The following is a 25633-nucleotide window of genomic DNA, read 5'->3' as shown; positions in this document are numbered from 1 at the left end:
AAACCTGAAATATGCTCAAGCTAAAATATATTATAGGGTGCATGGCGATGACGGTGCTCTTTTCCTGTAAAAAGGATGATGCAGCAGATATCAAAGGCAACGCTGAAACCATGTTCTTTACGAACAATACCAACCTTGGCAATATGCCCGGCAACTCGCTGAGTTATTCCGTGGTGAATATTCCCGATGCGGCTTCAACCGGTTGGCTGAATCTTTCTTCGGGTCTTCCGGGAACCATCAAAATACCATTGTATGCCACCAACCCGGTACGCCGCGATGTAACTGTTACGGCCGAACCCGATAACTCGCTGGTAGCGGTATATAATGCAGCTAACAATACAAACTATGCGCAATTGCCGGCCGGTATCCTTACTACCCAGTCGTTGACGGCAAAGATCATGGAAGGGCAAACCACTTCCGTTGATTCATTTTCAATAGGAGTGAACCCCGCCGATCTTAATACATTGACGGCGCCGGCTTATATGGTTCCCATAAAACTTACAACGGTATCTGATCCTTCAATAGGAAGTATCACTTCCAACACCACTATTAAAGTTGTATATGTAGTGTTGAACATTGAATTGCGCCGGATCCGTTACAATGCCACGGCGGCCGATGTAACCGGAACCTTACAAAGCAAGGCCTCATGGATGGTAAATTTCAACCCGGCGCCAAACACAGCGGGCAATATCCTCGATGGCGTTACCAGCACCTATTCAAGATGGGGCGGTTCACCTGTACAGGTTGATCTCGATATGCAGGCGGCTAAGAATGTAACCGGTTTCCGGTTGTATTCAACCACCAGCAGCACCAATATCCCCACCCAGATGGAAGTATCTGTCAGTAACGACGGTATCAACTATGAGCTGCTGGGATCGCCTTTGCGGGCAAACCTGAATTATGCATCAGGTTATAATTATGTGTTGTTTTATAAACCCATAACGGCAAGGTACCTGCGGTTGAAAGTGAGTTATGGAACTTCAACCAGTAGCAATAATTTCCGTATTGCCGAGCTGGATGTATATGCCAACTGATCCCGCTTTTAAATGACAATATTCTAAAAAAATGGTGAGATATCTTATTCTCCTGATCATTACCGGTAGTTGGGTACAATCGCTAAAGGCCCAGGAACTGTCACAGTCCCTGGTGTTTGAAGAGCGGGTATATAACTTTGGTACTATTCATGAAAAGGATGGTAAGGTATCTCACACATTTTATTTTCGTAATACAGGTAAAAAGCCGGTGACCATCACAGCTATTAATACCGGTTGCAGTTGTATTGGCAAAAAAAAGCATGACGGTGAGGTTAAACCGGGCGAAAGAACAGCGCTTACCATTACCTTCGATCCCGCTTATAAAAGCGGGTTCTTCTCGAAGGAGATCTTCATTTTCAGTGAAAACGGAAAACAGTATAATCATGTGTGGGTAGAGGGGAACATCATCCCCGGCGAACGCCCTGTCGAAAATGATTATCCTTACAATTTCGGCAGTGAGCTGCACCTGCGTTACAAAGTAATGGCGTTGGGTTATTTAAAACCCGGACAGGCAAAAAAAGTGGAACTGCCATTGATCAATGCCGGAAATAAAGAGATGGTGCTTAAATTAATTCCCAAAAATAACAGCGAAGGGTTGTACTTCACTAATCCCGGTAAAATAGCTCCCAATAGCAAAAGAACGGTTACCTTCAACTACTCCATGCCTTTCCACACACATACCGACGTAACCATTATCCTCGATGTGTATGTCAATGACAAAAAGCTGCCTGAGCCGCTGCAGATAAAAGTGCTTAGGGATAATAAGTTGTGAGATGCTTATTTTTGTGCTCCTGAAGTACCAATGCAAACTCACATTATATGTTAATAGAATATTACCTGAGGAATTATGGAAAGGAAACAGACAGTTCCGAACAGGCGAAATTGCTACGAAATATAATATTATCCGGCAAGCCCGAACCGGAAGTTATAGCTGAATTCAGCCATTTCGTTTTATCACAGGACCAATTATATCCGGATACGGCATTGCTTATCAACGGCGCCATCATGGCCCACTATGGCTCAGCGTACATGGGATTAGGTAGTGATGATTTTCAATTAAAATCTGACCTGTATAAACAATTCACAGATAAATTTCCCGCGAGCTATGAACTGATGTTCCATTATGCAGACTGCAAACTGATGGCAGAAGGGCATGCCGGAGAAATATGGCCGATCCTAAAAACGGCGATGCTGCTTGACAAAGATAACGTCCGTTATCCGACATCTGAGTTGTTCGATCTGATACATGACAGTGAGTTCAGCTTTGAATTTGACATGCTGTTGTTGGAGAAATACTATCCCTCATCAGGTAAAGATGCGTTTGATGAAAATGTAAAAGAGTTCAAAGAAAAGTATACAACCAAAGCGCAGCAGGACTATTTAGACAGAGTTAAATGGAAAGGGTAAAAACTCCCCTAACTCCCTGATAACCCCATTCTTACACTGATAGCTTTTTTTAGCTTAATTTTGCCCAAAACTTATTGATTTTGAGCGTTCCTGTGTTTTTGATCACTCCGCCTTTTACGCAGCTTAACACGCCGTATCCGGCGACGGCTTATCTGAAGGGCTTTTTGAACACCAAAAATATCCGTTCCTTCCAGAGCGATCTGGGCATAGAGGTAACGCTGGCCCTGTTCTGCCAGGAAGGGCTGCAGGAACTGTTCAACCGCATCAACCGCATTGACAAACCATTGTCGGAAAACGCCGCCCGCATGGTGGCACTGCAGGAAGACTACATTTACACCATCGATGATGTAGTGCACTTTTTACAGGGACATAACCCTACACTCGCACACCGCATTTGCAAACGCGACTTTCTGCCCGAGGCCAGCCGTTTTGCGCAGCTGACCGACCTCGACTGGGCATTCGGCTCAATGGGCACCCAGGACAAAGCCAAACACTTTGCCACCATGTACCTCGAAGATCTTTCCGATCTTATCAGTGAATGTATCGACGAACATTTCGGGTTTAGCCGTTACGCCGAAAAACTGGGCCGTTCCGCCAACAGCTTCGACGAACTGTACAACGCCCTGCAACAGGAATATACCTTTATCGATGAACTATTGATCAGGCTGCTGAAAGAACATATGGAAACGCTGCAACCGAAACTGGTGGCTATATCCGTTCCTTTTCCCGGTAACCTGTACGCCTCACTGCGTTGCGGGCAATGGATTAAACAGCACTGTCCCAATGTAAAAGTGGCCATGGGCGGTGGTTTTGCCAATACCGAACTGCGTTCGCTCAGCGACCCGCGTGTATTTGAATTTTACGATTATATTACTCTCGACGATGGCGAAGCGCCCCTTGAACAACTGGTGCAACTGGTAGAAGGCCATCGTTCAACCGAAGAACTGAAACGCACTTTTACCCTGCAGAACGGCGCCGTTCAATATATCAATAACAAAAGCTGCTCCGATTACAAACAGGCGCAGGTGGGCACACCCGATTACAGCGATTTCCTGCTCGATAAATATATTTCGGCCATAGAAGTGGTAAATCCCATGCACCGCATGTGGAGCGATGGCCGCTGGAACAAACTAACAATGGCGCATGGTTGCTATTGGGGCAAATGCACGTTCTGCGATATTTCGCTCGACTATATCAAACTCTATGAGCCGATAGCCGCTTCTTTGCTGGTCGACCGCATGGAAGAGATGATGAAACAAACCGGGCAAAACGGATTTCACTTTGTTGACGAAGCCGCTCCGCCCGCCATGATGCGCGCGCTGGCGCTGGAGATCATCCGCCGCAAACTAACCTTGAGCTGGTGGGCCAATGTGCGTTTTGAAAAAAGTTTTACCCGCGATCTTTGCCTGCTGTTGAAACGCTCTGGTTGTATTGCGATTTCGGGCGGACTGGAAGTAGCCAGCGACCGCCTGTTGCAACTGATTCAAAAAGGCATCACCGTAGCACAGGTAGCGCAGGTGAACAAACACTTTACCGAAGCGGGGATTATGGTGCATGCTTACCTCATGTATGGTTTTCCCACGCAAACCGCACAGGAAACCATCGATTCGCTTGAAATGGTGCGGCAAATGTTTCGCGCCGGGGTTTTGCAGTCTGCTTTCTGGCATTTGTTCACCATGACGGTGCACAGTCCCATAGGTATGGAACCGGAGAGGTTCAGGGTTAAGAGAGAATCGGCATTGGTAGGCGCATTTGCCAATAACGATCTCGTGCACATCGATGAAACAGGCGCCGAACATGAAGAATTTGCATTTGGTTTAAAGAAATCATTGTTCAATTATATGCACGGCATCGGCCTCGATGAACCGTTGCAAAAATGGTTCGAATTTAAAGTGCCCAAAACGAAGATTGCACCCGACTATATCGAAAAAGTGCTGGAACAGGATATTTATACCGCACCCAAACCCACTACCCGGATCGTGTACCTCGGCAAACAGCCCCTCGTTGAACATTTTACGAAAAGTAAAAAAGGCAATAGCTGGGAAATGACCTCACTTACCTTTCAGGACAAACGCGAAAAGTACAGCATCAGCGTAAGCCGCGAACAGGGCGACTGGCTCGCGGCCATCCTCAAAGAATTGTCGATCACCAATCAAAAAGTATTAACGTTACAGGATGTAATGGACAGCTACCAATCCGCCGCACTGGAAGACTTTGAACTGTTCTGGGACAACAAACCAGTGAATACTTTGCATAAGGTTGGGTTGCTGAAGTTATAATTTTCCGCAACAAACTTCATTACTTCTTATAACGATGACGACCACGGCTAAATGATTCAGCCCAAAATAATACCGTTTCAATATTTAAATCAATTCTTTATCTGATCCGCAAGCCGTTCGTGGCCGGTGGCGAACCTTTGAACATAACACCCATCAATTAATAAATATGTAAACTTTAATTAAAGTAACTTTAATTAAAATCATTCAGCTATGATCTTAGTACACGACATTTTCATCTGCAAACCCGGTAATGCATCAAAACTGGCCAAACTGTTCAAAGAAGTGATGTCGGACGACAATGAATTCGTAAGCGTGATGACCGACATGACCGGACAATACAACCGGGTAATAATGGTAAGCAAATACGACAACCTCACTGCTTACGAAAAAAGCTGGGAAGACATGAAAAAGGATGTGGAGAAATCGAAAAAGATGCAGGAAAAAATGGCCGGATACCATGAAATGTACCTGACAGGTTCCCGGGAAATATACCAGGTATGGTAAGTTAATTTTTTTCAGCAGCCTGATCAATCGATTGCGCGACTTCATTTCGCTATCGCAAAGTGGAGCAGTCGTTTTAATGTTCATATTACAGGTAAATATCTATTTAGGTAACGGCAAAAACGGCACTATTTTTTCTATTGGGGGCATTAACAAATCAAACCTTATGTTAATGCGCAACATTTTAATTCTATCCTTTCTCTTTTTTTGTTTTTCCTGTAAAAAAGATGCTATTGTAAAAGATAGTACTGAAAATCCTAAAGACAACCTTGCCAACCCGTCTGCCATTCGTATTTATTATGTTGATGGAGCGCAGGGCAACGACCAGAATGACGGTTTAACCCTTGCCACCGCCTGGAAAACGATCCAGAAATCTTTTAGTACCGCCGTAGCCGGAAGTACGGTGATGATCAAAGGAGGAACTTACTTTGAACAACTTACGGTACGGGTTAACGGTACTGCGGGAAACCCTGTCACCTTCACAAGTTACAATAATGAGCAGGTGATCATCGATGGCTCAAAAATATCAGGCACTACCATTCTTACCATCACCGACAGGAAATATCTCGTGTTCAGTAATCTCACAATACAAAATATTACGAAGAACAATGCAGTGGGTATCCTGGTTTCGGCAGGTAAGAACGGCGGCGCCAGTGATCTTACCTTCCGTAATGTGAAGGTTAAACGCATTAACTGGACCGCCAGCGCCTCAACAACCCCGGGTAACAGTCAAAATTCGCAACCATTTATCGTATATGGTTATGGAGCTGCGCAGGCAAATGCCATTACCAACCTGGTGATCGACAGTTGTGAATTCGCCAACAACATCACCGGCTACAGCGAGTCATTATCTTTAGATGGCAACATCGACGGTTTCACTATTACCAACAACAACGTACACGACAATTCGAACATTGGCATTGCAGCGATCGGACATTATGGAGTAAGCTCCAATGCCCAGGTAGATCAGGCGCGCAATGGCCTTATCAGGGGAAATACCTGCTTCAACAACAGGGCCGATTATGCAACAAGCGCGGGGATATATGTCGATGGCGGCCGGGACATTAAAATTGACCGGAACATAACTTACCAAAATGGATATGGAATTGAAGTGGGCCATGAAGAGAATGGCACAGCAAGTAATATCATCGTCACCAATAACCTGATCTATCTGAACGAGGTTACCGGTATTGCCATCGGCGGCTATGACTCCGGTACAAGCGGGCAGGTGATCAATTCTGTCTTCAGGAATAATACCCTGTTTAAGAATAATACCCTCAATGATGGCTCCGGGGAGTTCTATATGACAAAAGCTTCCAATTGTACTATCGGAAATAATGTCTTTTATACCAATAATCAGAACACCCTGTTCTCATTGGAGAATATTTCGCCGCAATCGGGTAATGTCATCGACTATAATGTTTGGTATACACCGGGAGGGAACGCCTCCGACATCTGGATAAACTGGCGTAATACCGGTTACGATACCTTCGCCGGCTATAGATCCAAAACCGGGCAGGATGCGCATTCGGCATTCAAAGACCCGCTTTTCATCAATGTAGGAACTACTCCCGATCTGCATGTGAAAACAGGCAGCCCCTGCTTACGCACAGGCAATCCGGCCTGGATCACAGATGCTTCAGAAAAAGATCTCGAAGGCAAACCGAGGGTAGTTAACGGCGCTGTTGACATAGGCGCCTACCAGCAATAATGAACAAACAGTATTTCAGATCGGGCAGTCACGATAAGCCCAGCCCGTTCCGGTTATACCGGTACGGGCTTTTTTTGCGAATCAGGGCAGCGGCCCCAAAAAATATCTAATTTTGTATCTTCGTTATCACATTAACGTTAAAATACAAAGGCATGATGAATCCCGACAAACATCGTGAACGCATTGCAAAACTTACGTTTGCCTCTGTTTATCCTATGTATGTGGAAAAAGTAGAGAAAAAAGGGCGCACAAAAGAAGAATTAAACCAGGTAATACAATGGCTAACCGGTTTCGATAACAAGATGTTGCAGCAACTGATAAAAGAAAAAGTAACATTTGAAACATTCTTCGAGCGGGCCACGCTAAACCCCAATGCCGGTCTCATTACCGGAGCGATCTGTGGATACCGGGTGGAAGAGATCGAGGATCCACTGACACAACAGGCCAGGTATATGGACAAACTGGTGGATGAACTGGCAAAAGGCAGGAAAATGGAAAAGATCCTGCGGGGATAGCTTTTGATCAAATCCAATGTCCCGGTCTCGACTGTTTCCGTGCGTAGCATGCTAAATCTTCTTTTTTAGGAGAGTATAAAATGGCTTTGCTACAATTACCTTAACCATAAATTTGAATGGTAAACTTTCCTGCTTCCTTCATTAATTACAACTCATATTCTATTTATACCTTTACTCACTGTCGTGGAATAATATCTTCATACCTTACAATCCTTTTCACAGTTTATTATTACTCCAGGATGTTATTTTACTTTCTAATGAAAATAAATAGCCACTAACAAATGTGTACCGAACACTCATACGGCTGAGCGAATTTGAAGTGAAAAAAATGATCTATATCAAGCACGGTTTGTTGGTTAATTAATGGTCATCAATTATCTTCCCCCTGTTCTATTCAAAACATCATTATCGCTTACTCTTTCATTAGTATCCCAATCCTCACCTTGTGTTTCCTTTCCCAATCCTTTTGAAGCCTATAACTTTTAACATTATTTCGAAAAATACTAAAGGACCCGCATTTTTATGAGTGAAAGTAACACTTCAGGTGCCGAAAACGAGTTGTTTGAGGAATCAGATCGTCCCGAAACTTTTGTCAAAGGGATGGCAATCAAGCTAAATGGCACATTTATTTTTGACAACCTACCCCATAAAAATCGATCGCCTAAATTACAGGATAAGCAACAGCCTAAAGAGAAAGAGGGGAATATGGGTATTTTCCGGAAGTGGAATAAAAAGCTTTTCAAACGTCAAAAAGATAACGCCGAAAATTCTTCCTCCGAATTCAAGCCCTTTGTCGTGGGCAGGGATGGCTTGCTTGAGAAATTCGGTAAGATGCTCGAGTCGGGCAAAGGCGTATTTCTCGTAACAGGTTATAGGGGAATGGGAAAAACCAGTTTTGTAAATATAGCAATTAGTGAGTATAATGATTCCCGCTTGGATAAGAATGGAAAGCTTACACCAATAACACTTACTATCTCCTCCAATAACCCAACCGAGACTGAAATATTTCAACAATTGGTAGGTAATCTCAAAGACAAATTAAGATCGTATGAGAAGATCGATAGATACCTTTGGTGGGAACGACTGCTCAGTCTGATGTTAAGAATATTCTGTGGTTTATTTGTACTTACCTCTTTATTGTTTCTGTACAAAAATGATGAGTTTGCGAAAGCATTCAGTACTTCCCACGGTTATATTTCCGTGTCTGCTGTAACGGAATTGTTGAAACGCTTTTTTATTCCCGGCTTTCTGATCACCACAGGCCTCATATTTATTTTACTCCTAACGATAAGGTTCTTTAGTCAACGATATGATATTTATAACAGATTGGATAACCTCGACAAGCGTTGTCATGCAGCCATGTCGTTCGAAAATGATAGCGAAAGCGAGTTATCGTTGGAGCAACTGGGTTCTGTGTTCAAATTAAGCGGGCCTAAGAAAGTGGAAAGTTATCCTATTGCATCAGCCAAGGAAATTGAGGGCGAATTAAACAGGATTATAAATAAGATAGCAGACAAACTGAAACGAAAATTTATTTTTATTTTCGATGAATTGGATAAAGTAGAACAACCACCTATAACAGAAAACACGACTGGTACGACAGACCAGGCACAGGAAAAACTTTATTTCGACCAATTGCGGACAAGAGTGCAGGCTATTCAGCAAATCATTTCAGGTTTAAAAAGTTTCTTTACCAATACGGAGGCTCCTTTTGTTTTTATAGCAGGGCGTGAAATGTTTGATGCGTCTATGGCCGATATTGCCGATCGTCAGTCTTCCATTAGCAGTATTTTTACATATGTTTTTTATATAGATAGTCTCTTAAAGAAAAACTTCGAGGACAGTACTTCTTTAAGTACAGGTATACAGGAGTACCTGTATCAGCTAATACATCATAAAACAATGGGTACTAATAGCCTTTATGATGTAGATCCAGATAAATATCAGGGAAAGAAGGAAAATTATATCAATGACGCTATTAAGGTAAACCTGTTACTGCAAAATTTTGTTGTTTACCTTACCTATAGAAGCAATGGATCGCCTAAAAAACTGATCAGACTGATCCATGAGTTCGTAAGGATCGGCCTTCCGGTGAAACCAGATAACAAAAATTTGATTTCGATATGGGGAAAAGGTGATGAAACAGGTAACTTTCTGTATTTTGATTTCCGGCAGCAACAACGAATAGGATTCATCAGTTATCTGTACCGGCCTTTTATTGTACGATATGGCACCAGTTTTAAAAAATACAGCGATCACCTGGTTGTTTCACTTTCTTTTCTGTTCGATCATTTCCTCAAATTTCATCCTTTTGCTTTTTCATTAACTCACCTTGAGCTGATGCCTGAGGTGCTTTCCGCATCCCGAACACCTGCGTTACGTGACCATATCAAACACATTATTGAGTTTCTATCGCTTAATCATATACGCGAAACCGAAATAGGGTTGTTCGACTATAAGTATTATAATAAGACAGTGAATGAAATGTTCTATTTATCAAAAACGTTTGAAGAGGAATCCGCCGCTTTTAATTTTACGTTAGATGAATCGTACCTCATTAAACAACACGTAAGGAAAAAATTAAAAGATATTGCCAGAAATGCCGGAAACGATCAGCAAGGGGGGCAGGTGTCGGTATATTCAAATGCTTATCTGAATGGGATATTGGGCGACCTCCACTCTTTCGACCAGGAATATGATGAAGCCATAATCGCTTATTCGGAAATTTTGAGAGTATTGCAAAGCAATTGTTCATCTGCAAGCATGAAAGACTATGTAATACAGGTCAAATATAAACTCAAACTTGGGTTGGTCTTTGAAAAAGTGAAATCATTTGAGGAAGCCCTGGCATTATACTCCGATGCCGTTCTTGATACTAAAAACTTCATTTATGCCCGGTTATCAGACCACGAAGCGCAAGCTGACAATGCATATTTGATCGGGAACCAGGAAAAAGTAAGCAAACTCAATTCCTCATTAAGCGACCTGCTCCAGATTGCCAATCAGGCATTTTTGGCTAAGATGGTCATCCAGGAAAAGATGGGGGTAGAAGGGATCACCTCTACAAAAACAGCCGTAACCCTTGGCGGATTCCTTTCCCTCGCAGATAGAATAGGCCAACACTGCGGAACCAACACCTCCATTATTTCCAATTTCTTTATGCAGTTGGGCAATCTTCTGTATCTCAAAAACAGTATCAGGTTTGCAGAATGGCACCCGGAAAAGATCACAGGTCAGATACCACAGCCGTATTTGAAAGAAATTGAGCAAATAATAAATTTTCACCTGCCTTATGTAAAACAATTTGCCGGGGAATACAGGGTTCCTGTAATAGCCATGAATATGTATATTTTGGGAATGCAATATGTATTGAAGCGAATTGATGGCTTTTTAATATGCCCTGTTCGAAATTCCTATATTTTAGGAATTATCAAAGCAGTACGGCCCCGTAATTTCACCATCCATAATACAGCTCTGACAAAAATCCACTATAAATATATTGCCAACTATCTGTCTCATTTGGGGGATTGCCTTTTATCAATGTTGAAAACTCCCGACGGTAACGACATTCATCAATTGAAAGATATATTTGATGCGAATAAGCTTAAGGACGTGTCATTAGATCTGAGTAAGGTGAACAATTCTGAATTAAAGTCGCCCTGCAATACTGATAGCAAACCGGGCATGGAAGATTTTGATATACTTAACAGCCTTTTTAACCGGAAGCAACCCGAATTGAGTGTAAAAACAATCGTCTGTTGTTATTATTTATCGGCTTATTATTTTCAGAAGGCAAGCAGGATACGGAGCTACAGTTTTCAATTACGTAAAATACTATATCTGTTTCGCCTGGTTTTAGGCGAACAGGAGGATAAAACTGCCGTTACTCCTTTTCTTTACGTACTGGAAAAACTCATATTAGCGCCGATACTTGAAACCGCATCTCATAATTCAGAATTCTCAGACCTGCATGACCAGAAGAAATTTGAAAAGCATTTCGATAAAAAAAACCAGGAAAATGGTAAGGTTTTTCCAGACGTAAAAGTAAAGATCAGACACAATCTTTCGAATTTTCCTGATACCAGAGAAGGAGTTATTCTTTTTGCTCATATTAAATTAAAAATTGAGGAACTTAATATAAAGCAATTACCCTCGTTTTCAGATTTTATTTTTACAATCTCTACTCAATACATGCGTCTAATTGAATTGACCTATTGTGCCAAATTGAACGAAAAAAGGCTGGAATTGAAGAAAGAGTTGAAAGATGATAAAGAAATAGCCAGATATTGTCTGGAATATGTTCATTGCCTGGTTTCCATTGTTCAAATAATGGATATATACGACAATGACTATTTGCTGGGAAATGGCTTCTTAGCCTATCATTATCTTAAGCTTGGCCGCTTTTTTACAATAAATAACTCAGGTGAAAACAATATGGGTATATCACGGACAATACTTGATGAAACAAGGCTTCACTATATGAAAAATATTTCTCCGCACAAAAACTACAACAACCTTCTCAATAAGGAATATAATTATGAAATGGGCGCCCATTATTATGACAAGGCAATCAAGTTACATTCAGGTGGTGACGATTACAAATCGGCCATCAATGATATTCTTTATCTCGAAGATGATCTTAATGATGCTGCCTACCATTTTGGTGCGGCGATGGACAGGTATTTACTGGTGAACGATAAACTAATAAATGGAATAAAGGAATGCCGCATGCACGGAGTAAGGACCAGTTCATCATTCAATAGCTTTATAGCATCACCCATACCATCTGGTGCCACTCAGCCGCCATTCCCAGGAAAAAAAACGATTAACTAGTTGCAATCCATAGCACATACCAACTTTATTTCACCTCTCTAATTTGAATATGATTGGCAGAATGCCATATCCCCGCTGCGGCTCGCCATCTTCCAAAGCTGGTTTCCAGCGTGCCGGCATCGAATTGAAAACCCGTAATGCTTCTTCATCGATCTCTGCATTTACTGAACGGCGTATTTTTACATGCGACAGGCTGGCATCCTTTTCAACAATGAACTGGATCTGCACGGTGCCTTCAACACCAGCTTTATAAGCGGCTCTCGGATATCTGATATTTTTACCAATTAAACGCGATATTTCCATTATGTCATTTCCATACTTAAAAGAAATATGAAAAGGGAACCAGGTTGTATCCTGGCCCGTAGCTGTATAGCAATGGCCGCTGATCAATGAATCCAGTACATATTGATCTTTTCTTTTTAACTGCCCGTTGGCATGCCAGGTAGTTAACTCACCATTCAATTTGCTTTTTGTAAAACTGCCTTTTATTTTTGGTTTGCCATCATCGTGATAGGTCAGATAGCTTCCTTCATATTGCCATCTTTTACCGCTGCTGTCATAATAGGAAATTTCCGATCTCAGCTGCCCGTTAATTGCGTAACGTTTATTAGTGTATGCTCTTTTGGAGGTATCTGCATAGGTAGTTACAGTATATGCAACTGCATTCTCTTTACCGGTACTGTCACCTTTTTTATCCCAGTATTTGGTTTCGGTAAGGCCCTGGCCTAAAGAGGATAGGGCAGAAGCTGCCAGCAGCAGCATAAAGGCTATTTGTTTCATAGTACAGATTAGTGCCCGCTAAAATATACATTTAGCAGATAATTTGCCAGGGCGTCTTTTTAATAGCCGGTCACGAACAATATTCATCAGGTAAATACGTTATAACCATCCGTATCCCCGAAGTATTTGTCAGATTTATTTGTAAAATTGTTGCAACAGTCGATAAATTTAATTTTATTTGTCGAAGCTATAAGGCCATTCATAACCTTCGGAAGAAAATTACACTAATTCAGACCATTTACTTATTTTAACCCATTGTAGATTAGCAATTGAATACTAACAGTTGCTGACATAACAAACGATCAATGTAAATTTGGTATGAAAAAGTTATTGCTTTTTATTTTATTTCCATGTTCCTATGCGTTCGCACAACCCGACATTTACACTACGGCCAACGCACATTCCCACAATGATTACCAGCAGGGGTCTCCATTTTATGCAGCTTATAATCTGAAGTACGGGTCTATTGAAGTTGATGTTTATTTAAACGTCGCCGACAATGAACTACTCGTGGCCCGCAATGCAGCCGACGCGGCGCAACACCGTACGCTTGAAGAACTGTATCTTAAACCATTGTCGGAAAATATTCAAAACAATAATGGCAGCGTATATGCCGATACATCGCGCGAGATGATATTGATGCTGGACGTAAAAACGGAAGCGATCCCGGCTATCAATAAACTCATCGATATTTTAATAAAATATCCGGCTATTACCCGTTGTCCTACACTGACCATAATGGTAACAGGCAGTAAACCGCCTTCACACACGTATAATGTATACCCTTCATTTTTATGGTTCGATGGCCTGCTCAGTGACAACTACAATAAGGAAGTTCTTTCCCGTATAGCTGTTATGGGCGACAATATGATCAACTATACCAAATGGAAAGGCAAAGGCGAACCGCCGGCCAATGAATGGGAAACCATTAAAAAGATCGTCGACAAGGGACATGCATTAGGTAAAAAAGTAAGATTGTGGAATGCCCCTGATAATATGGAAGGCTGGCGGAGGATGATCGAGCTGGGCGTAGATTACCTCAACACCGATAGCATCAAGGCCCTGGCTGAGTTTTTAAAAACGAACGGGGTAAGGAAAACATAAAGTACGAACGGTTTATAAATTGGGCCATCCGCCGGCTGGCAGATGGCTCAGTTTTTTTATTAATTCAGGGGTTTCAACAGCTCATCCAGTTTCTTTAACAGGTCTTCTCCTCTTAAATTTTTTGCCAGCACCTTTCCATTGGGATCTAGAAGAAAATTCATGGGTACCGACTTGATGTCGTATAGTTTGGCTACGGCATTGTACCAGTACTTCAGGTCCGACACCTGCGGCCATTCCAGTCCGTCTTTTTTTATGGCCGCTATCCACGCGTCTTTATCACCTTCCTTGTCAAGCGATACGCCCAATAACGTAAAGTTCCTGTCCTTATATGTATTGTACGCCTTTACGTAGTTTGGATTTTCTTTCCGGCAGGGTGCGCACCAGCTTGCCCAAAAATCGATCAACACATATTTCCCCCTGAAGTCAGACAGTTTCACCGGGTTGCCATTCACATCATTCTGTGTAAAATCGGGCGCAATAGAACCAATGCCTGTTTGTTTCGATGTTTCTATGCGTTGCCCAAAACGTTTACCATCCTGCGAATTGCGGACCCTTGCCGATAAACCGTCGTATAACGGACTGATCACAACATGATCGATATGCACGCCGCTTGTTTCGCTCAATGCAAGCAGGCTACCATAATTATCGGGATTTTCCTTTGCAAATTTTCTGGCCTTTTCTTTCAATTCGGCAACAGCGGTTTGTTGCTTTGCGTATATCGGGTTCAGGAAAGCCGTATCTTTTCTTTTTTGTTCGGGCGCCGTCATGATGGCTGCGTTGCAGTCTTCAAGTTTTGCCATGGTTTGTGCAACATATTTTCTGTAAACAGCTATTTCGTTGTTGAGCCTGGAGCCCGTTATCACCGCCTTTTTAACCGAGTCTGTCGTTTTGATATTGATAGTGCCCTTTTCCAAATGAAAGTACAGCATATCGGGCCGGTTGCCATTCTCATAACCAAATCCCCGGTTATCGAGCCATAACCTGGCGGCAAGCGGGTAGGGAAGGTTAATATGAAACGTTGCTTTTCCGCCGCTGATGTTTGCCGTGTCGAGCTTATATTGATCGCCTTCGTACCAGGTTACCCATACTTTGGATGCTTTCACCTTGCCGATATTGATATGGAGGGTACAGGCGCCGCCGGTTTGCGCAAATCCGATCACGGGGAACAAAGCCAGGATAAACAGTAGGTTCTTTCTCATTTTTAAATATTGTGGTAATTAATTTTTATACTTAGTTCGTATAACCTGCATTTTGAGTCAGGTTAACATTTACATTCCTTGCCGGTTGCGGTACCGGGTATAACATATCTGTAGACTGCCATAACGTGCCTTTTTCTTTACCCAACACTTCATCGGCCCGCGTAACGGCAGGGTTGGCAATGCCGGGCCATCTTTTCAGATCGAGCCAGCGGTGCCCCCATTCGCAAAAGAATTCGGTTCTGCATTCATGTTCAATGGCTGCTATCAGCGTAGGTTTGTCATTGGCGGTGGTATTGCCCAATCCTGCCCGTTTTCGCACCACATCGAGGTCTGCTGCCGCATCGGTAAACTGCCCCAGTTGCGTGCGGGCTTCTGCGCGAATAAGGTATTGCTCAGCCATGCGCAGCAGTTGCGCATGCTCTACAGCGCCAACACCGTTGATATACCTGTACTTGGCCGGGTAAGGGTAATTCTTACCGCCATATACCTTTATGCCCACCCAGTTTGCCTTGCGCGCATCGCCTGTTTCAAAGGCTGCATACAGGCTGTCGCTCAACACAAAGTTGGGTGTTACCGCAGCAGCGCTTGCGCCGAGGTTGGTAGCCATCCAGGAAGAGGGAATGGCATTTACGAACTGCATGATCCCTTCCTGGCTATTGGCCAGAAAGACTTTGGCAGCATCGGGCTGCATGGAGAAAAGTCCCGGGTTGCCGATAACAGTGCTTGCTGCTGCACCTGCCTGCGACCACTTGCCTCTGAAAAGATATACCCTGGCCAGCAGTGCGCCGGCTGCCCAGGTGGTAGCCCTGGTTCTGTTACCGCCATAGTACCGGAGATCGGAAGGCAACATGGCCTGTGCTTCGGTAAGGTCTTTTTCTATTTGATCATATACCTTACCTACATTATCCCTCGGCTGTACATTCGACTCGCTTACGCTTGTTGTAAGCACCAGTGGCACTTCTCCATATTCATTTACGAGATAGAAATAACATACCGCGCGAACGAATTTCGCTTCGGCCATAACCCGGTTCTTATACCCTTCGGGCAACGCAGCCGCACCGGCGCCTTCCATGATGGAGTTGGCAGTATAAACAACATTATACAAATTGCTCCAGTAGCCATCGATATAGTAGAGTGTAGGCGTTAGCGCATTGTTCTTAAAATCGTCGTAGAACGTGCCGGGGAAATAATAGCCTTCATCTGCTGAAAGCCCATTGAACAAAGAGGTAGCAGTTCCCACATCGGTACCGGGATTGTAATTGGCCAGTTTGCTATACATGCCCAGCACAGCAGCTTCAATAGAAATAGTGTCTTTGAAAACACTTTCGGTCACCAACTGGTTTTTGGGGGCGCCTATCCCGATGAGCTTATTACAGGCGGTAAAAACAATACCAGACAGCAACACAACGAATAAATATATTGACTGGTTCTTTTTCATTTTTCCGGTGTTTAAAGTGAACAATGAATACCTGCAATTATCTGGCGCAGGGGAGGAAGCGCAGCGCTTCCTGTTTCAGGATCGATACCGAAATAGTTTGTAATGGTGAGCAGGTTTTGTCCTCTTACAAAAAAGCTGGCCGATCGAATGCTGGCAGCCTTCATCCAGGCAGCGGGCAATTCATAACTAAGGCTGATATTCTTCAACCTGATAAAGCTGGCATCAGAATAAACCGCATCCGATACCAGGTAATAATTCAGGTAAGCGTTCGATGCCGTACTGCCTGCTGTAACAGTTGGCTTAAACCCGTCTGATAAAATATGCTCATCCTGGTTAACCATAGCACCCGGGGCATTTGGATTGGCCTGTCTGAAACCCGGCCTTACCTGTTTTACAAACTGGAACAAAATATCCAGTTGCAGTTTCTTATACTGAACAGAATTACTTAAACCGCCGTAGTATTTCGGGTTACTGGTGGCGATCATATAAAAATCTCCTTTCAACGTTTCCTGAAGTCCCTGGGAAATTGTGCCATCTTTGCTGAGATCAGCCACGGTAGCTATCCCGTTCTCAACACCGGTAAACTGATAGCCGTTATAATTATTGATGGGCCGGCCAACGATGTATACATACGCATATGCCGTATTTGATAACCCGGGAAATGAAATCAGTTTATTGCGTGGCATCGTGACATTGAATGAGCTGGTCCATAAAAGGTCGCTGCTTTTGATATTGGTTGTCTTCAGCTCGAATTCCCAGCCGGTAGTTTCAAGCAGCGCGGGCAGGTTAGCCTGAAAGGAAGCAAAACCGGTTTGCGATGATAAAGGGGAATTCACCAGTTGGTTGCCGGTACGGCTTTTAAACCAGGTGGCGTTGAACAGGATGCGATCTTTCAGGAAACCCGTTTCCAGCGCCAGGTCGGTTTTACGACTGGTTTCCCAGCCATAATTGGGGTTGGCGATACGGGCCGGATAAATACCTGCGCCGCCATATGAATAACTGGAGGAAGCATAGGTTGACAAATAACCATAGTCATTGATCTGGTCATTGCCGATGGTGCCATAACTGGCGCGCAGTTTACCATAACTTAGCCAGGGCGCCATTTTCTGCATCCAGGGTTCGCCGGTGAAGATCCACCCGGCACCGAGGGAGCCAAAATTACCCCATTGACGATCGGGTCCAAAGCGCGAAGAACCATCCCTTCTCCCTGTTGCATTGAACAGGTACCTGTCTTTCCATGCATAATTGATACGGGCAAATGCCGACGCGTATCTGTAGGCGGTATAACCGCTGCTCTTATAAATTATATTGGAAGCGGCGATCCATGAGCTCATGAGATCGTCATTGGAGAAACCGGTGGCAATAACGTAGTAAGGCTGCACAAAGCCCGATTGCTGCCAGGTTCCACCCGCTGTTGCGGTCAGCCTGCCTTTGCCCACCATGCTGGTATAATCAAGTTGCGGTTCCACTATATAGCTTTCAACATAGTTGGAACTATAGGAAGCGGAAGACTGTGTATTGGTATTCGGATTTATCGATTTACGGGGGTTCAGTACCGTAATTACCTGGTTGATCTTGTTATACCCCATGCTCACCTTTGCATTCAGGCCAGGTATAATCGCATAACGCAGCGTCGTATTTGCCAGCAGGTTGTCTGACCGGATCTGCGATGAACGCAGCAAATTCGAAAGCGGGTTGTTGGCACCGGTCCAGTTCAAACTTCCATCGGCATTGTACAGCGGATAATTAGGCGGCAGTTTATAAACAATGGTTGCCAGGTCGCCCATCGACTGGTTATTCGATTCCTTTGTATACAACGCTGTTGCCGTTATGGTAAATTTGCCATTGAGTGACGTATTGTCGACGCTGAGATGCGAGGCAAAACGTTTATACCCAAAGCTGCCGGGATAAACGGTGCCTTCGTGCCTGTATGTGTTGGAAAAAAGATAATGCATGCGGTCGCTGCCGCCTGAAAAAGCTCCGGTGAGTTCTGTTTGTTCGGCCGTGCCGCCAATGAATTTTTTATTGAAATCGGTTGATGAGGTAGTGTCCCATAACTTAAGATCCGGTGCATTGGAAAGAGTAGGGGTAGCATTATCATTGGCGAATGCGGTGTTACGCATTGCCAGGTATTGTTGCAGGTTTAACATAGGCTCGGTGCGGGCAACTTTACCACCGCCGGTATATGCATTGAGATCGAAACGGGTTACGCCGGCTTTACCCTTCCTTGTGGTAATAAGGATAACGCCATTGGCGCCCCTGCTTCCATAAATAGCGGTAGCATCGCCATCTTTCAACACCGAAATGCTTTCGATGTCGGCCGGATTTATAGAGTTCATGGGATCTATCAGTCCGGCAGCGCCCTGCTCCCCGTAAGTTGAATTACCGATGGTGTTGATGGGCGCTTCAACAAATGGAACGCCATCGATGATAAAGAGCGGCAGTTTACCACTGGCTATAGAAAGCTGGCCCCGGATGGAGATATTCATCTGGCTTCCCGGTGAACCATTCGACTGCGAAATGAACAGTCCGGGCGCTTTGCCTTCCAGCGCCTGCAGCAGATTGCTCACAGGCTGGCGGCGCACTTCTTCACCGCTTACAGTGGAAACACTGCCCGTTGCCAGTCTTTTGCTGGTAGTGCCATAGGCAATAACAACCGCTTCATCGAGCCCGGAGATAACCTGGGTAAGCACGATCTCACCAATAGCGCCGCTACGTTTCATACCCGGTGAAACGGTAACGAAGCGCGGTTCAAAGGAAACGAATGTGCAAATGAGCACATCGCCTTCTTTTGCCATAATGGAGAAATAACCGGCAGCATTGGAAGTCACAAAGGCATTGCCGTTCCTTATGGCGATGGTTGCGCCTTCCAGCGGCATTCCTTTGGTGTCCCTAACGATACCTGATAACCGCACCGAATCGATCAGGGCCTCATCATTGGCAATGTGAGGTGGTGGTTGGGTAACCGTTACCCTTTCAAGCCTGATGATATGCTCCGATTCCTTCAGGCTCCATTTTAGATTTCTGGCCGTAACCAGCAGGTCGAGGGCCTCGGCCACCGGCCTGTCTTTTATGGTTATACTTATTTTCTGGTTCTCCAGCGAAGGGGTTAGTTCATACATGATGATCAACCCCGACTTTTGCTCAATGGCCTTTACCACGGTTGTAAAAGCGGCATTATGGTAATCGAGGCTGATGATCCTGTTTGTTCTGTTCTGCCCCCGGCCGGGAGCAGCTATCAGCAAATGCACCATACAGCACATTGTCATGAATATAATGGCACTTGTTCTCATTATTCGCAGCCAGTTGGTTTTATTCAAAGAACAGGCAATAGCCTGCCCCCTACAAAAAATCCTGTTTTTTTGCATAAATTGCAAGAGTTTGAAATGTTACCAGTAATGTTTCGGACGATACCCCTCCAAGCTTCCCACGGCCGAGGGGTTTTTAATTAATAGGCTATTGCGAACGTGCTTTTTTACCTGTCATAATAGTTACGTTTTGGTTGAATAAATGTGATCTGTCAGTGGCAAGATCTTCATCGAAAGGATAGGCAGTTAAAAGGCGGTATTTGAAGGTAGACCGTTTTTTTTCACCCATTCACTAGTCAACACCCGATTTTTTTTATAAAAACGGCTTTTTTATTCAACCGATAAAAAAAGTCAATAGATTTGTCGTTCGCCTTTGCGGGTGTTTCCAATTGCATGTTTGACAATTACTCAGATAATGAACTGCTGCTTCAAAGGCTTTGTAACAATGATTTAAAAGCTTTTGAATATCTGTACCGCAATTCGAGGAACCGGTTGTATGTACTGGCCCTGTCGATCCTGAACGACGAAAACGCGGCCCGGGACCTGGTGCAGGATTTCTTTATCGATCTATGGTATTTCCGCATTTTCGAAACCATCACCACTTCATTAAATGCCTATCTCTATCAATCGGTAAGGAACCGGGCTTATAACTTAAAGGAGAAACTGCGCACTCACGACAGGCTGAAACAAGGTTATCTTCCGCAGGAACAGGCTATGCGTTACCCGCTCGAGAACGAAGAACTGGGAAACATCATCAACCGCGCCATCGATCAGCTGCCTGCCATGGCGGGTAAGGTGTTCAGAATGCAATATATAGAGCGGCTCACCCATGTTGAGATCGCTGAAAAACTGGGTATCAGCAAACATACCGTCAGCAACCATATTGCCCGCGCCCTGAAAGACCTGCGGGCCACCCTGAAGAAAAATCTTTGACCGGCACTAGTGAATGAAAAATAAAAACCTGTCTAATTAATATGTCCACCATCTCCGATTATCATCAATACCTGTTCCTCGGTAAAATTACCAACTCGCTCACGGCCGAAGAGGACCGCGAACTGCAGGAACTTTTTGCCCGCGATGAACAGGCGCAGGTTGTATTTGCCGAGCTGGTGAAACGGCTGCCGCGGGAACAGGTAGCCCAATCGTTCAGTCATCTCAACGACCCGGGTTACTGGAAAAATATCTCGGGCGAGATCCACGATCAGCAAAAGCTCGTACGCCAGCGAAAAGTGATCAGGGGTATCGGCGCCTTCCTCGTCATTGGCATTATTGCAGCCGGTGGCTGGTGGTTTATGACGCAATTCAATACCGGAAAACAAATGCCGTCAGATACAGTAGCGGTTACTACACCTGCCGCAGGCGTGGTATTGCAACTGGCAGATGGAAGCAGGATAGATCTCAGCGCCAGCAAAGGCAACCTGCAAAAAGGACAACTCAACCTCGATAACGACAATAATACATTAAGCTACCGGGCCATCGGCGAAACGGCTGTTGGTATCAATACCGTTAAAGTACCTGTGGCTATGGATTATAAGGTTAACCTGAGCGATGGTTCGGAAATATGGCTGAACAGTACAAGCAGTTTAAGTTTCCCTTCAAAATTTACGCAAAACAAAAGGGAGGTTACCATTACCGGTGAAGCGTATTGTAAAATAGCAACCAATCCCAAACAACCATTTATCGTTCACTTGGCTGGTAATACGGTAGAAGTGACCGGTACGGAGTTCAATGTAAATACCTATAGCGCCAATACAGCCAGGGTGGCACTGGTGGAAGGTGTTGTTCATCTTTCTGCCGGGCAAAACAAAGTGAAGATAACACCCGGATTGCAGGCGGTATCGGAAAACGGTAAAATTACCCAGGCGCCTTTTGTTGCTGAAAAAACATTAAGCTGGCGGCAGGGGATATATATGTTTGAAGCCGCCGGCCTCGATGAAATATCGGCGGTATTGATGCGGTGGTTTGGAATACAAACGAAACTGGATGATCCGTTACTGTTACAAAAGAAATTTACAGGGGCAATATATAAGAACAAACCGCTGAGCTCTTTCCTCGACAACATTAAAGTGATCTCGCATATCAACACTTACTTTGATGAAAAGCATGTGTTGCATTTTTCTGTGGCCAAATAATTCACGTTCTCCGTTTATTACATATGCATACAAAGAAGCAATAATTGTAGAACTACTCATGCAACAGTATTTTCACTATGAGCAAAACCGCTTCATTGCTCGTGGTGTATGGGTAATGTGAACCGGTAGAATTTTAATCGCTGAAAAAAAGTTAAATTTATCCTGGTCTCCATTTTTTACCATTAAACTAGTCACATGAGAAAGTACTTACTCTTCGCAACAGCAATGTTGTGCAGCACGGTCATGCTTGCACAAGACTTTTACAACTGGCGGCAACAACCCGATAACGCCAGGATCACAACCGACAAAGCCGTATCACGGCTGGCATTTCCCACCGATTTCAAATTGTTTGGCCTTGATGATTTCACTCCTTTCAGGAATGAGGTGTTCAAAGCTGCAGGCAGGGCTACGGCTACGCCTGTTATTATCACCTTGCCTAACGCCGACGGACAAATTGAACAGTTCGAAATTGTTGAGGCTTCGAATTTCGAACCTGCCTTGCAGGCGCAGTTCCCCGAAATACGGGCATTTTCAGGAAGAGGCATTACCGACCGCGAGGCCTTGTTGAAGCTCAGTATTTCGCCGCAGGGCATTCAAACGATGGTATTTCGTGCGGGCAGGGCCACTGAATTCATCGAGCCCTATTCTGCCGATCACACTATTTACGCGGTCTTCAAAAAACAACCGCGCGCTTTACCCTGGAAGTGCTCTACTCCCGAGCACCAGTTGGCAACAGATATCACCAGCCAGGTAAATGCCCGGGTAGCAAGGTCGACCGGCGATCTGAAAACATTGCGGCTGGCCCAGTCTGTTACAGCCGAGTATTCCAATTTCTTCGGCGCAACAAGCGCTTCACAGGTTGCATTGGTGCTGGCTGCCGTCAACGCTACGCTTACGCGCAGCAATGGTGTTTATGAGAAGGACCTGGCCCTTCATCTTAACCTGGTAGCGGCAAGCACCAGTGTGTTTTACTATAACCCTTCAACGGATCCTTATTCCCCGGCCAGTTCAGGCGCAGGTGGCGCATGGAACAGTGAGTTACAAAACACCCTCACCTCAGTGATCGGTGCCGCGAATTATGATATCGGCCACCTGTTCGGTGCATCCGGCGGTGGCGGTAACGCCGGCTGCATCGGTTGTATTTGTGTAAACAATTCAAAAGGCAGCGGCTTTACTTCACCTGCCGATGCCATTCCGCAGGGCGATAATTTCGATATCGATTATGTGGTGCATGAAGTAGGGCACCAGTTGGGCGCCAACCATACCTTCTCTTTTAGCAATGAAGGCACCGGGGTCAACATGGAGCCAGGTTCGGGCATTACCATCATGGGGTATGCCGGCATTACCAGCCAGGACCTTGCGCCGCACTCCATTGATATTTTTCACCAGGCATCCATTGCACAGATCCAGAGTAACCTTACCGGCAAAACCTGCCCGGTAACTTCGGCCCTCACCGGCAATGCAACGCCTGTTGTCAATGCCGGCAGCAACTATACCATTCCCATCAGCACGCCGTTTGCACTTACCGGTTCGGCTACCGATGCCAATGCCGGCGATGTGCTTACCTATTGCTGGGAACAAAATAACAATGTTGCATCCGGGCAAACTGGCTCCAATAGTGTGGCCAATCCAACCAAAGCATCCGGTCCCAACTGGATCTCGATGCCGCCTGCCACTTCGCCAACAAGGTATTTTCCCAAAATGTCGACAATCCTTGCAGGGGGGTTGGTGTCGGGTCCGCTGCCGGGCGGTGATGCGGGCGCCAATACCGAAGCATTGAGCTCCGTATCAAGAACGTTGAACTTCCGGTTAACCGTAAGGGACAATGCCCCTTATAGTTCAACAGCGCCGGTAAGCGTAGGGCAAACCAATTTTGCCGACATGACGGTTACCGTTACCAATTCATCAGGTCCATTCGCCGTTACCGCGCCCAATACAGCGGTTTCATGGGCGGGTAATTCATCGCAGAATATTACATGGAGTGTAGCCAATACCACCGCGGCTCCTGTCAGCTGCGCCAATGTAAAAATATCCATCTCAACAGATGGCGGCAGTACCTTCAGCACCCTGGTAGCCAGCACGCCGAACGACGGCAGCGAGGCGGTAACCATTCCCAATACCCCGTCTACAACGGCAAGAATAAAAATAGAAGCGGTAGGAAATATTTTCTTCGATATTTCGAATACCAATTTCACGATCACAACCGGAACCGGCTGTGCTTCACCTTCCGGCTTAACCGCTTCTGCTATTACCACTACATCGGCTACAGCAGGCTGGACGGCGGTAAGCGGCGCGGTATCGTATGACGTGGATTATAAAGCCGCCTCATCCTCCACCTGGATCAATGCCGCCACCGGAACAACGGGCACTTCAGTAAGCTTAACAGGCCTTACCGCAGGCACTACGTACGATTACCGGGTAAGAACCAATTGCACCAGCGGCAGCAGTTCCTACTCAACCGCACAATTCACTACTACGCCGGTTGTAACCTGCACTGTGCCTACCGGTTTAACTACTTCGGCAATAACCGCAACCAGTGCCACGGTGGGTTGGTCGGCCGTAAGCGGCGCCCTTAGCTATGATGTGGATTATAAAGCCAATTCATCGTCTACATGGATCAACGCCGCCACCGGAACAACTTCCACTGCTGTTGGTTTAAGCGGATTGACTTCTGCCACCTTATACGACTGGAGGGTAAGAACCAACTGTTCAGCCGGCAGCGGTTCTTATGCAACCGCCCAGTTCACTACCATTTCAACAACCTGCGCAAGTGCATTGGATAATTCAACCAACGGAACCATTTCCGGTGCCGCCACCATTCCGTTCAATACCAATGTAACGGGGCTGATCAGTCCGACCGGTGATATAGATCATTACCGTTTTGTGATCACTACCGGTGGCACTGCTACTGTTACACTTACCAACCTGCCATTCGATTACGACCTGAGAATACTGAACAGTTCAGGTACGCAGCTCGCTATTTCACAGGCAGGCGGCACCACCAGTGAAAGCATCAGCAGATCCTATACCGCAGGTACCTATTATGCACGGGTGTATGGCTGGAACGGCGCTAATAGTGCCACTTCATGTTATACATTACGGGTACAATTGGGTACAGCCAGCCGCGGCGCCGATGTTGTTACCAGCGATGTACAGAAAGTATCGGTATTCCCGAACCCGGCTAAGAATATTGTGAACATCAACCTTACAGGTTTAACAGGAAGATCGGAGGTGAGCATGTTCGATGTAAATGGCCGTGCGGTTATGCAGCGCGTATTGAGTGCGGTTAACTCACAACTTGATATTTCTGCATTGCCTGCAGGGGTTTATATGATCAAAATTAAAAACGGAGGGAAAGAAGTGAATATGACCAAGATCGTTAAACAATAAAA

16 protein-coding genes are annotated in these 25633 nt (G+C 44.9%); 12 read left to right on the top strand and 4 right to left on the bottom strand.

Features of this window, described 5'->3' with window-relative positions; all coding sequences use genetic code 11:
• Nucleotides 1-11: 11 nt before the first annotated feature.
• The 8 genes from A4R26_RS21735 to A4R26_RS21700 all read left to right on the top strand — a co-directional run bounded on the left by A4R26_RS21735 (nucleotide 12) and on the right by A4R26_RS21700 (nucleotide 12280).
• A complete protein-coding gene (locus A4R26_RS21735) occupies nucleotides 12-1034 on the top strand; it encodes a BT_3987 domain-containing protein (protein WP_107685875.1) in 1023 nt (340 codons plus the stop codon).
• A gap of 31 nt (nucleotides 1035-1065) precedes the next feature.
• Nucleotides 1066-1806, top strand: a complete 741-nt coding sequence (locus A4R26_RS21730) for a DUF1573 domain-containing protein (protein WP_081168447.1) — start codon at nucleotides 1066-1068, stop codon at nucleotides 1804-1806.
• Nucleotides 1807-1853: 47 nt separating this feature from the next.
• The gene (locus A4R26_RS21725; protein ID WP_081168445.1) at nucleotides 1854-2441 is read left to right on the top strand and encodes a hypothetical protein; all 588 of its coding nucleotides are present in this window, start codon (nucleotides 1854-1856) and stop codon (nucleotides 2439-2441) included.
• A gap of 80 nt (nucleotides 2442-2521) precedes the next feature.
• Nucleotides 2522-4720, top strand: coding sequence for a B12-binding domain-containing radical SAM protein (locus tag A4R26_RS21720; RefSeq protein ID WP_081168443.1), 2199 nt, complete (start codon nucleotides 2522-2524; stop codon nucleotides 4718-4720).
• 210 nt (nucleotides 4721-4930) lie between these two features.
• The gene (locus A4R26_RS21715; protein WP_081168441.1) at nucleotides 4931-5224 is read left to right on the top strand and encodes an NIPSNAP family protein; all 294 of its coding nucleotides are present in this window, start codon (nucleotides 4931-4933) and stop codon (nucleotides 5222-5224) included.
• Nucleotides 5225-5393: 169 nt separating this feature from the next.
• Complete coding sequence (locus A4R26_RS21710) at nucleotides 5394-6932, top strand: right-handed parallel beta-helix repeat-containing protein (RefSeq protein WP_165760368.1); 1539 nt, start codon at nucleotides 5394-5396, stop codon at nucleotides 6930-6932.
• Between the two features lie 152 nt (nucleotides 6933-7084).
• Nucleotides 7085-7447 carry a DUF2200 domain-containing protein gene (locus A4R26_RS21705; protein WP_081168437.1) on the top strand — a complete coding sequence of 121 codons (363 nt, stop codon included), beginning with the start codon at nucleotides 7085-7087 and terminating at the stop codon, nucleotides 7445-7447.
• A 600-nt stretch (nucleotides 7448-8047) separates the two neighbouring features.
• Nucleotides 8048-12280 carry a P-loop NTPase fold protein gene (locus tag A4R26_RS21700; RefSeq protein ID WP_165760367.1) on the top strand — a complete coding sequence of 1411 codons (4233 nt, stop codon included), beginning with the start codon at nucleotides 8048-8050 and terminating at the stop codon, nucleotides 12278-12280.
• Between the two features lie 30 nt (nucleotides 12281-12310).
• On the opposite strand, the gene A4R26_RS21695 is transcribed toward A4R26_RS21700, so the two are convergent.
• Nucleotides 12311-13060, bottom strand: coding sequence for an energy transducer TonB (locus A4R26_RS21695; RefSeq protein ID WP_081168433.1), 750 nt, complete (start codon nucleotides 13058-13060; stop codon nucleotides 12311-12313).
• 318 nt (nucleotides 13061-13378) lie between these two features.
• On the opposite strand from A4R26_RS21695, the gene A4R26_RS21690 reads away from it, so the two are divergent.
• Entirely contained in the window at nucleotides 13379-14164 is a 786-nt protein-coding gene (locus A4R26_RS21690) for a PI-PLC domain-containing protein (RefSeq protein WP_081168431.1), read from the top strand.
• Nucleotides 14165-14223: 59 nt separating this feature from the next.
• Here the strand turns inward: A4R26_RS21690 and A4R26_RS21685 are convergent, their stop codons facing one another.
• From A4R26_RS21685 to A4R26_RS21675, 3 genes are read right to left on the bottom strand one after another with little or no spacing between them, the layout of a single operon-like run.
• Nucleotides 14224-15363, bottom strand: a complete 1140-nt coding sequence (locus A4R26_RS21685) for a TlpA disulfide reductase family protein (protein WP_081168429.1) — start codon at nucleotides 15361-15363, stop codon at nucleotides 14224-14226.
• A 31-nt stretch (nucleotides 15364-15394) separates the two neighbouring features.
• A complete protein-coding gene (locus tag A4R26_RS21680) occupies nucleotides 15395-16801 on the bottom strand; it encodes a RagB/SusD family nutrient uptake outer membrane protein (RefSeq protein WP_081168427.1) in 1407 nt (468 codons plus the stop codon).
• A gap of 11 nt (nucleotides 16802-16812) precedes the next feature.
• Nucleotides 16813-20094 carry a SusC/RagA family TonB-linked outer membrane protein gene (locus A4R26_RS21675; RefSeq protein ID WP_165760366.1) on the bottom strand — a complete coding sequence of 1094 codons (3282 nt, stop codon included), beginning with the start codon at nucleotides 20092-20094 and terminating at the stop codon, nucleotides 16813-16815.
• A 375-nt stretch (nucleotides 20095-20469) separates the two neighbouring features.
• Between A4R26_RS21675 and A4R26_RS21670 the strand changes: the two genes are divergently transcribed.
• The 3 genes from A4R26_RS21670 (at nucleotide 20470) to A4R26_RS21660 (ending at nucleotide 25631) form a co-directional block, all read left to right on the top strand.
• The gene (locus A4R26_RS21670) at nucleotides 20470-21042 is read left to right on the top strand and encodes an RNA polymerase sigma-70 factor (RefSeq protein ID WP_081168423.1); all 573 of its coding nucleotides are present in this window, start codon (nucleotides 20470-20472) and stop codon (nucleotides 21040-21042) included.
• A gap of 41 nt (nucleotides 21043-21083) precedes the next feature.
• Entirely contained in the window at nucleotides 21084-22241 is a 1158-nt protein-coding gene (locus A4R26_RS21665; RefSeq protein WP_081168420.1) for a FecR family protein, read from the top strand.
• A gap of 195 nt (nucleotides 22242-22436) precedes the next feature.
• Nucleotides 22437-25631 carry a reprolysin-like metallopeptidase gene (locus tag A4R26_RS21660; protein WP_081168417.1) on the top strand — a complete coding sequence of 1065 codons (3195 nt, stop codon included), beginning with the start codon at nucleotides 22437-22439 and terminating at the stop codon, nucleotides 25629-25631.
• Nucleotides 25632-25633: the final 2 nt, after the last annotated feature.

This window comes from Niastella populi, from assembly GCF_002078015.1.
GTDB lineage: Bacteria > Bacteroidota > Bacteroidia > Chitinophagales > Chitinophagaceae > Niastella > Niastella populi.
Note: the sequence above shows the minus strand (reverse complement) of the source record. Positions and strands in the feature narration are given on the sequence as shown.

What these genes read in the sequence shown, in the direction of transcription:
- A4R26_RS21735 (WP_107685875.1), top strand. Translation starts at nt 12, where the DNA reads ATGCTCAAGCTAAAATATATTATAGGGTGCATGGCGATGACGGTGCTC.
- A4R26_RS21730 (WP_081168447.1), top strand. Translation starts at nt 1,066, where the DNA reads ATGGTGAGATATCTTATTCTCCTGATCATTACCGGTAGTTGGGTACAA.
- A4R26_RS21725 (WP_081168445.1), top strand. Translation starts at nt 1,854, where the DNA reads ATGTTAATAGAATATTACCTGAGGAATTATGGAAAGGAAACAGACAGT.
- A4R26_RS21715 (WP_081168441.1), top strand. Translation starts at nt 4,931, where the DNA reads ATGATCTTAGTACACGACATTTTCATCTGCAAACCCGGTAATGCATCA.
- A4R26_RS21710 (WP_165760368.1), top strand. Translation starts at nt 5,394, where the DNA reads ATGCGCAACATTTTAATTCTATCCTTTCTCTTTTTTTGTTTTTCCTGT.
- A4R26_RS21705 (WP_081168437.1), top strand. Translation starts at nt 7,085, where the DNA reads ATGATGAATCCCGACAAACATCGTGAACGCATTGCAAAACTTACGTTT.
- A4R26_RS21700 (WP_165760367.1), top strand. Translation starts at nt 8,048, where the DNA reads ATGGCAATCAAGCTAAATGGCACATTTATTTTTGACAACCTACCCCAT.
- A4R26_RS21695 (WP_081168433.1), bottom strand. Translation starts at nt 13,060, where the DNA reads ATGAAACAAATAGCCTTTATGCTGCTGCTGGCAGCTTCTGCCCTATCC.
- A4R26_RS21690 (WP_081168431.1), top strand. Translation starts at nt 13,379, where the DNA reads ATGAAAAAGTTATTGCTTTTTATTTTATTTCCATGTTCCTATGCGTTC.
- A4R26_RS21685 (WP_081168429.1), bottom strand. Translation starts at nt 15,363, where the DNA reads ATGAGAAAGAACCTACTGTTTATCCTGGCTTTGTTCCCCGTGATCGGA.
- A4R26_RS21680 (WP_081168427.1), bottom strand. Translation starts at nt 16,801, where the DNA reads ATGAAAAAGAACCAGTCAATATATTTATTCGTTGTGTTGCTGTCTGGT.
- A4R26_RS21675 (WP_165760366.1), bottom strand. Translation starts at nt 20,094, where the DNA reads ATGAGAACAAGTGCCATTATATTCATGACAATGTGCTGTATGGTGCAT.
- A4R26_RS21665 (WP_081168420.1), top strand. Translation starts at nt 21,084, where the DNA reads ATGTCCACCATCTCCGATTATCATCAATACCTGTTCCTCGGTAAAATT.
- A4R26_RS21660 (WP_081168417.1), top strand. Translation starts at nt 22,437, where the DNA reads ATGAGAAAGTACTTACTCTTCGCAACAGCAATGTTGTGCAGCACGGTC.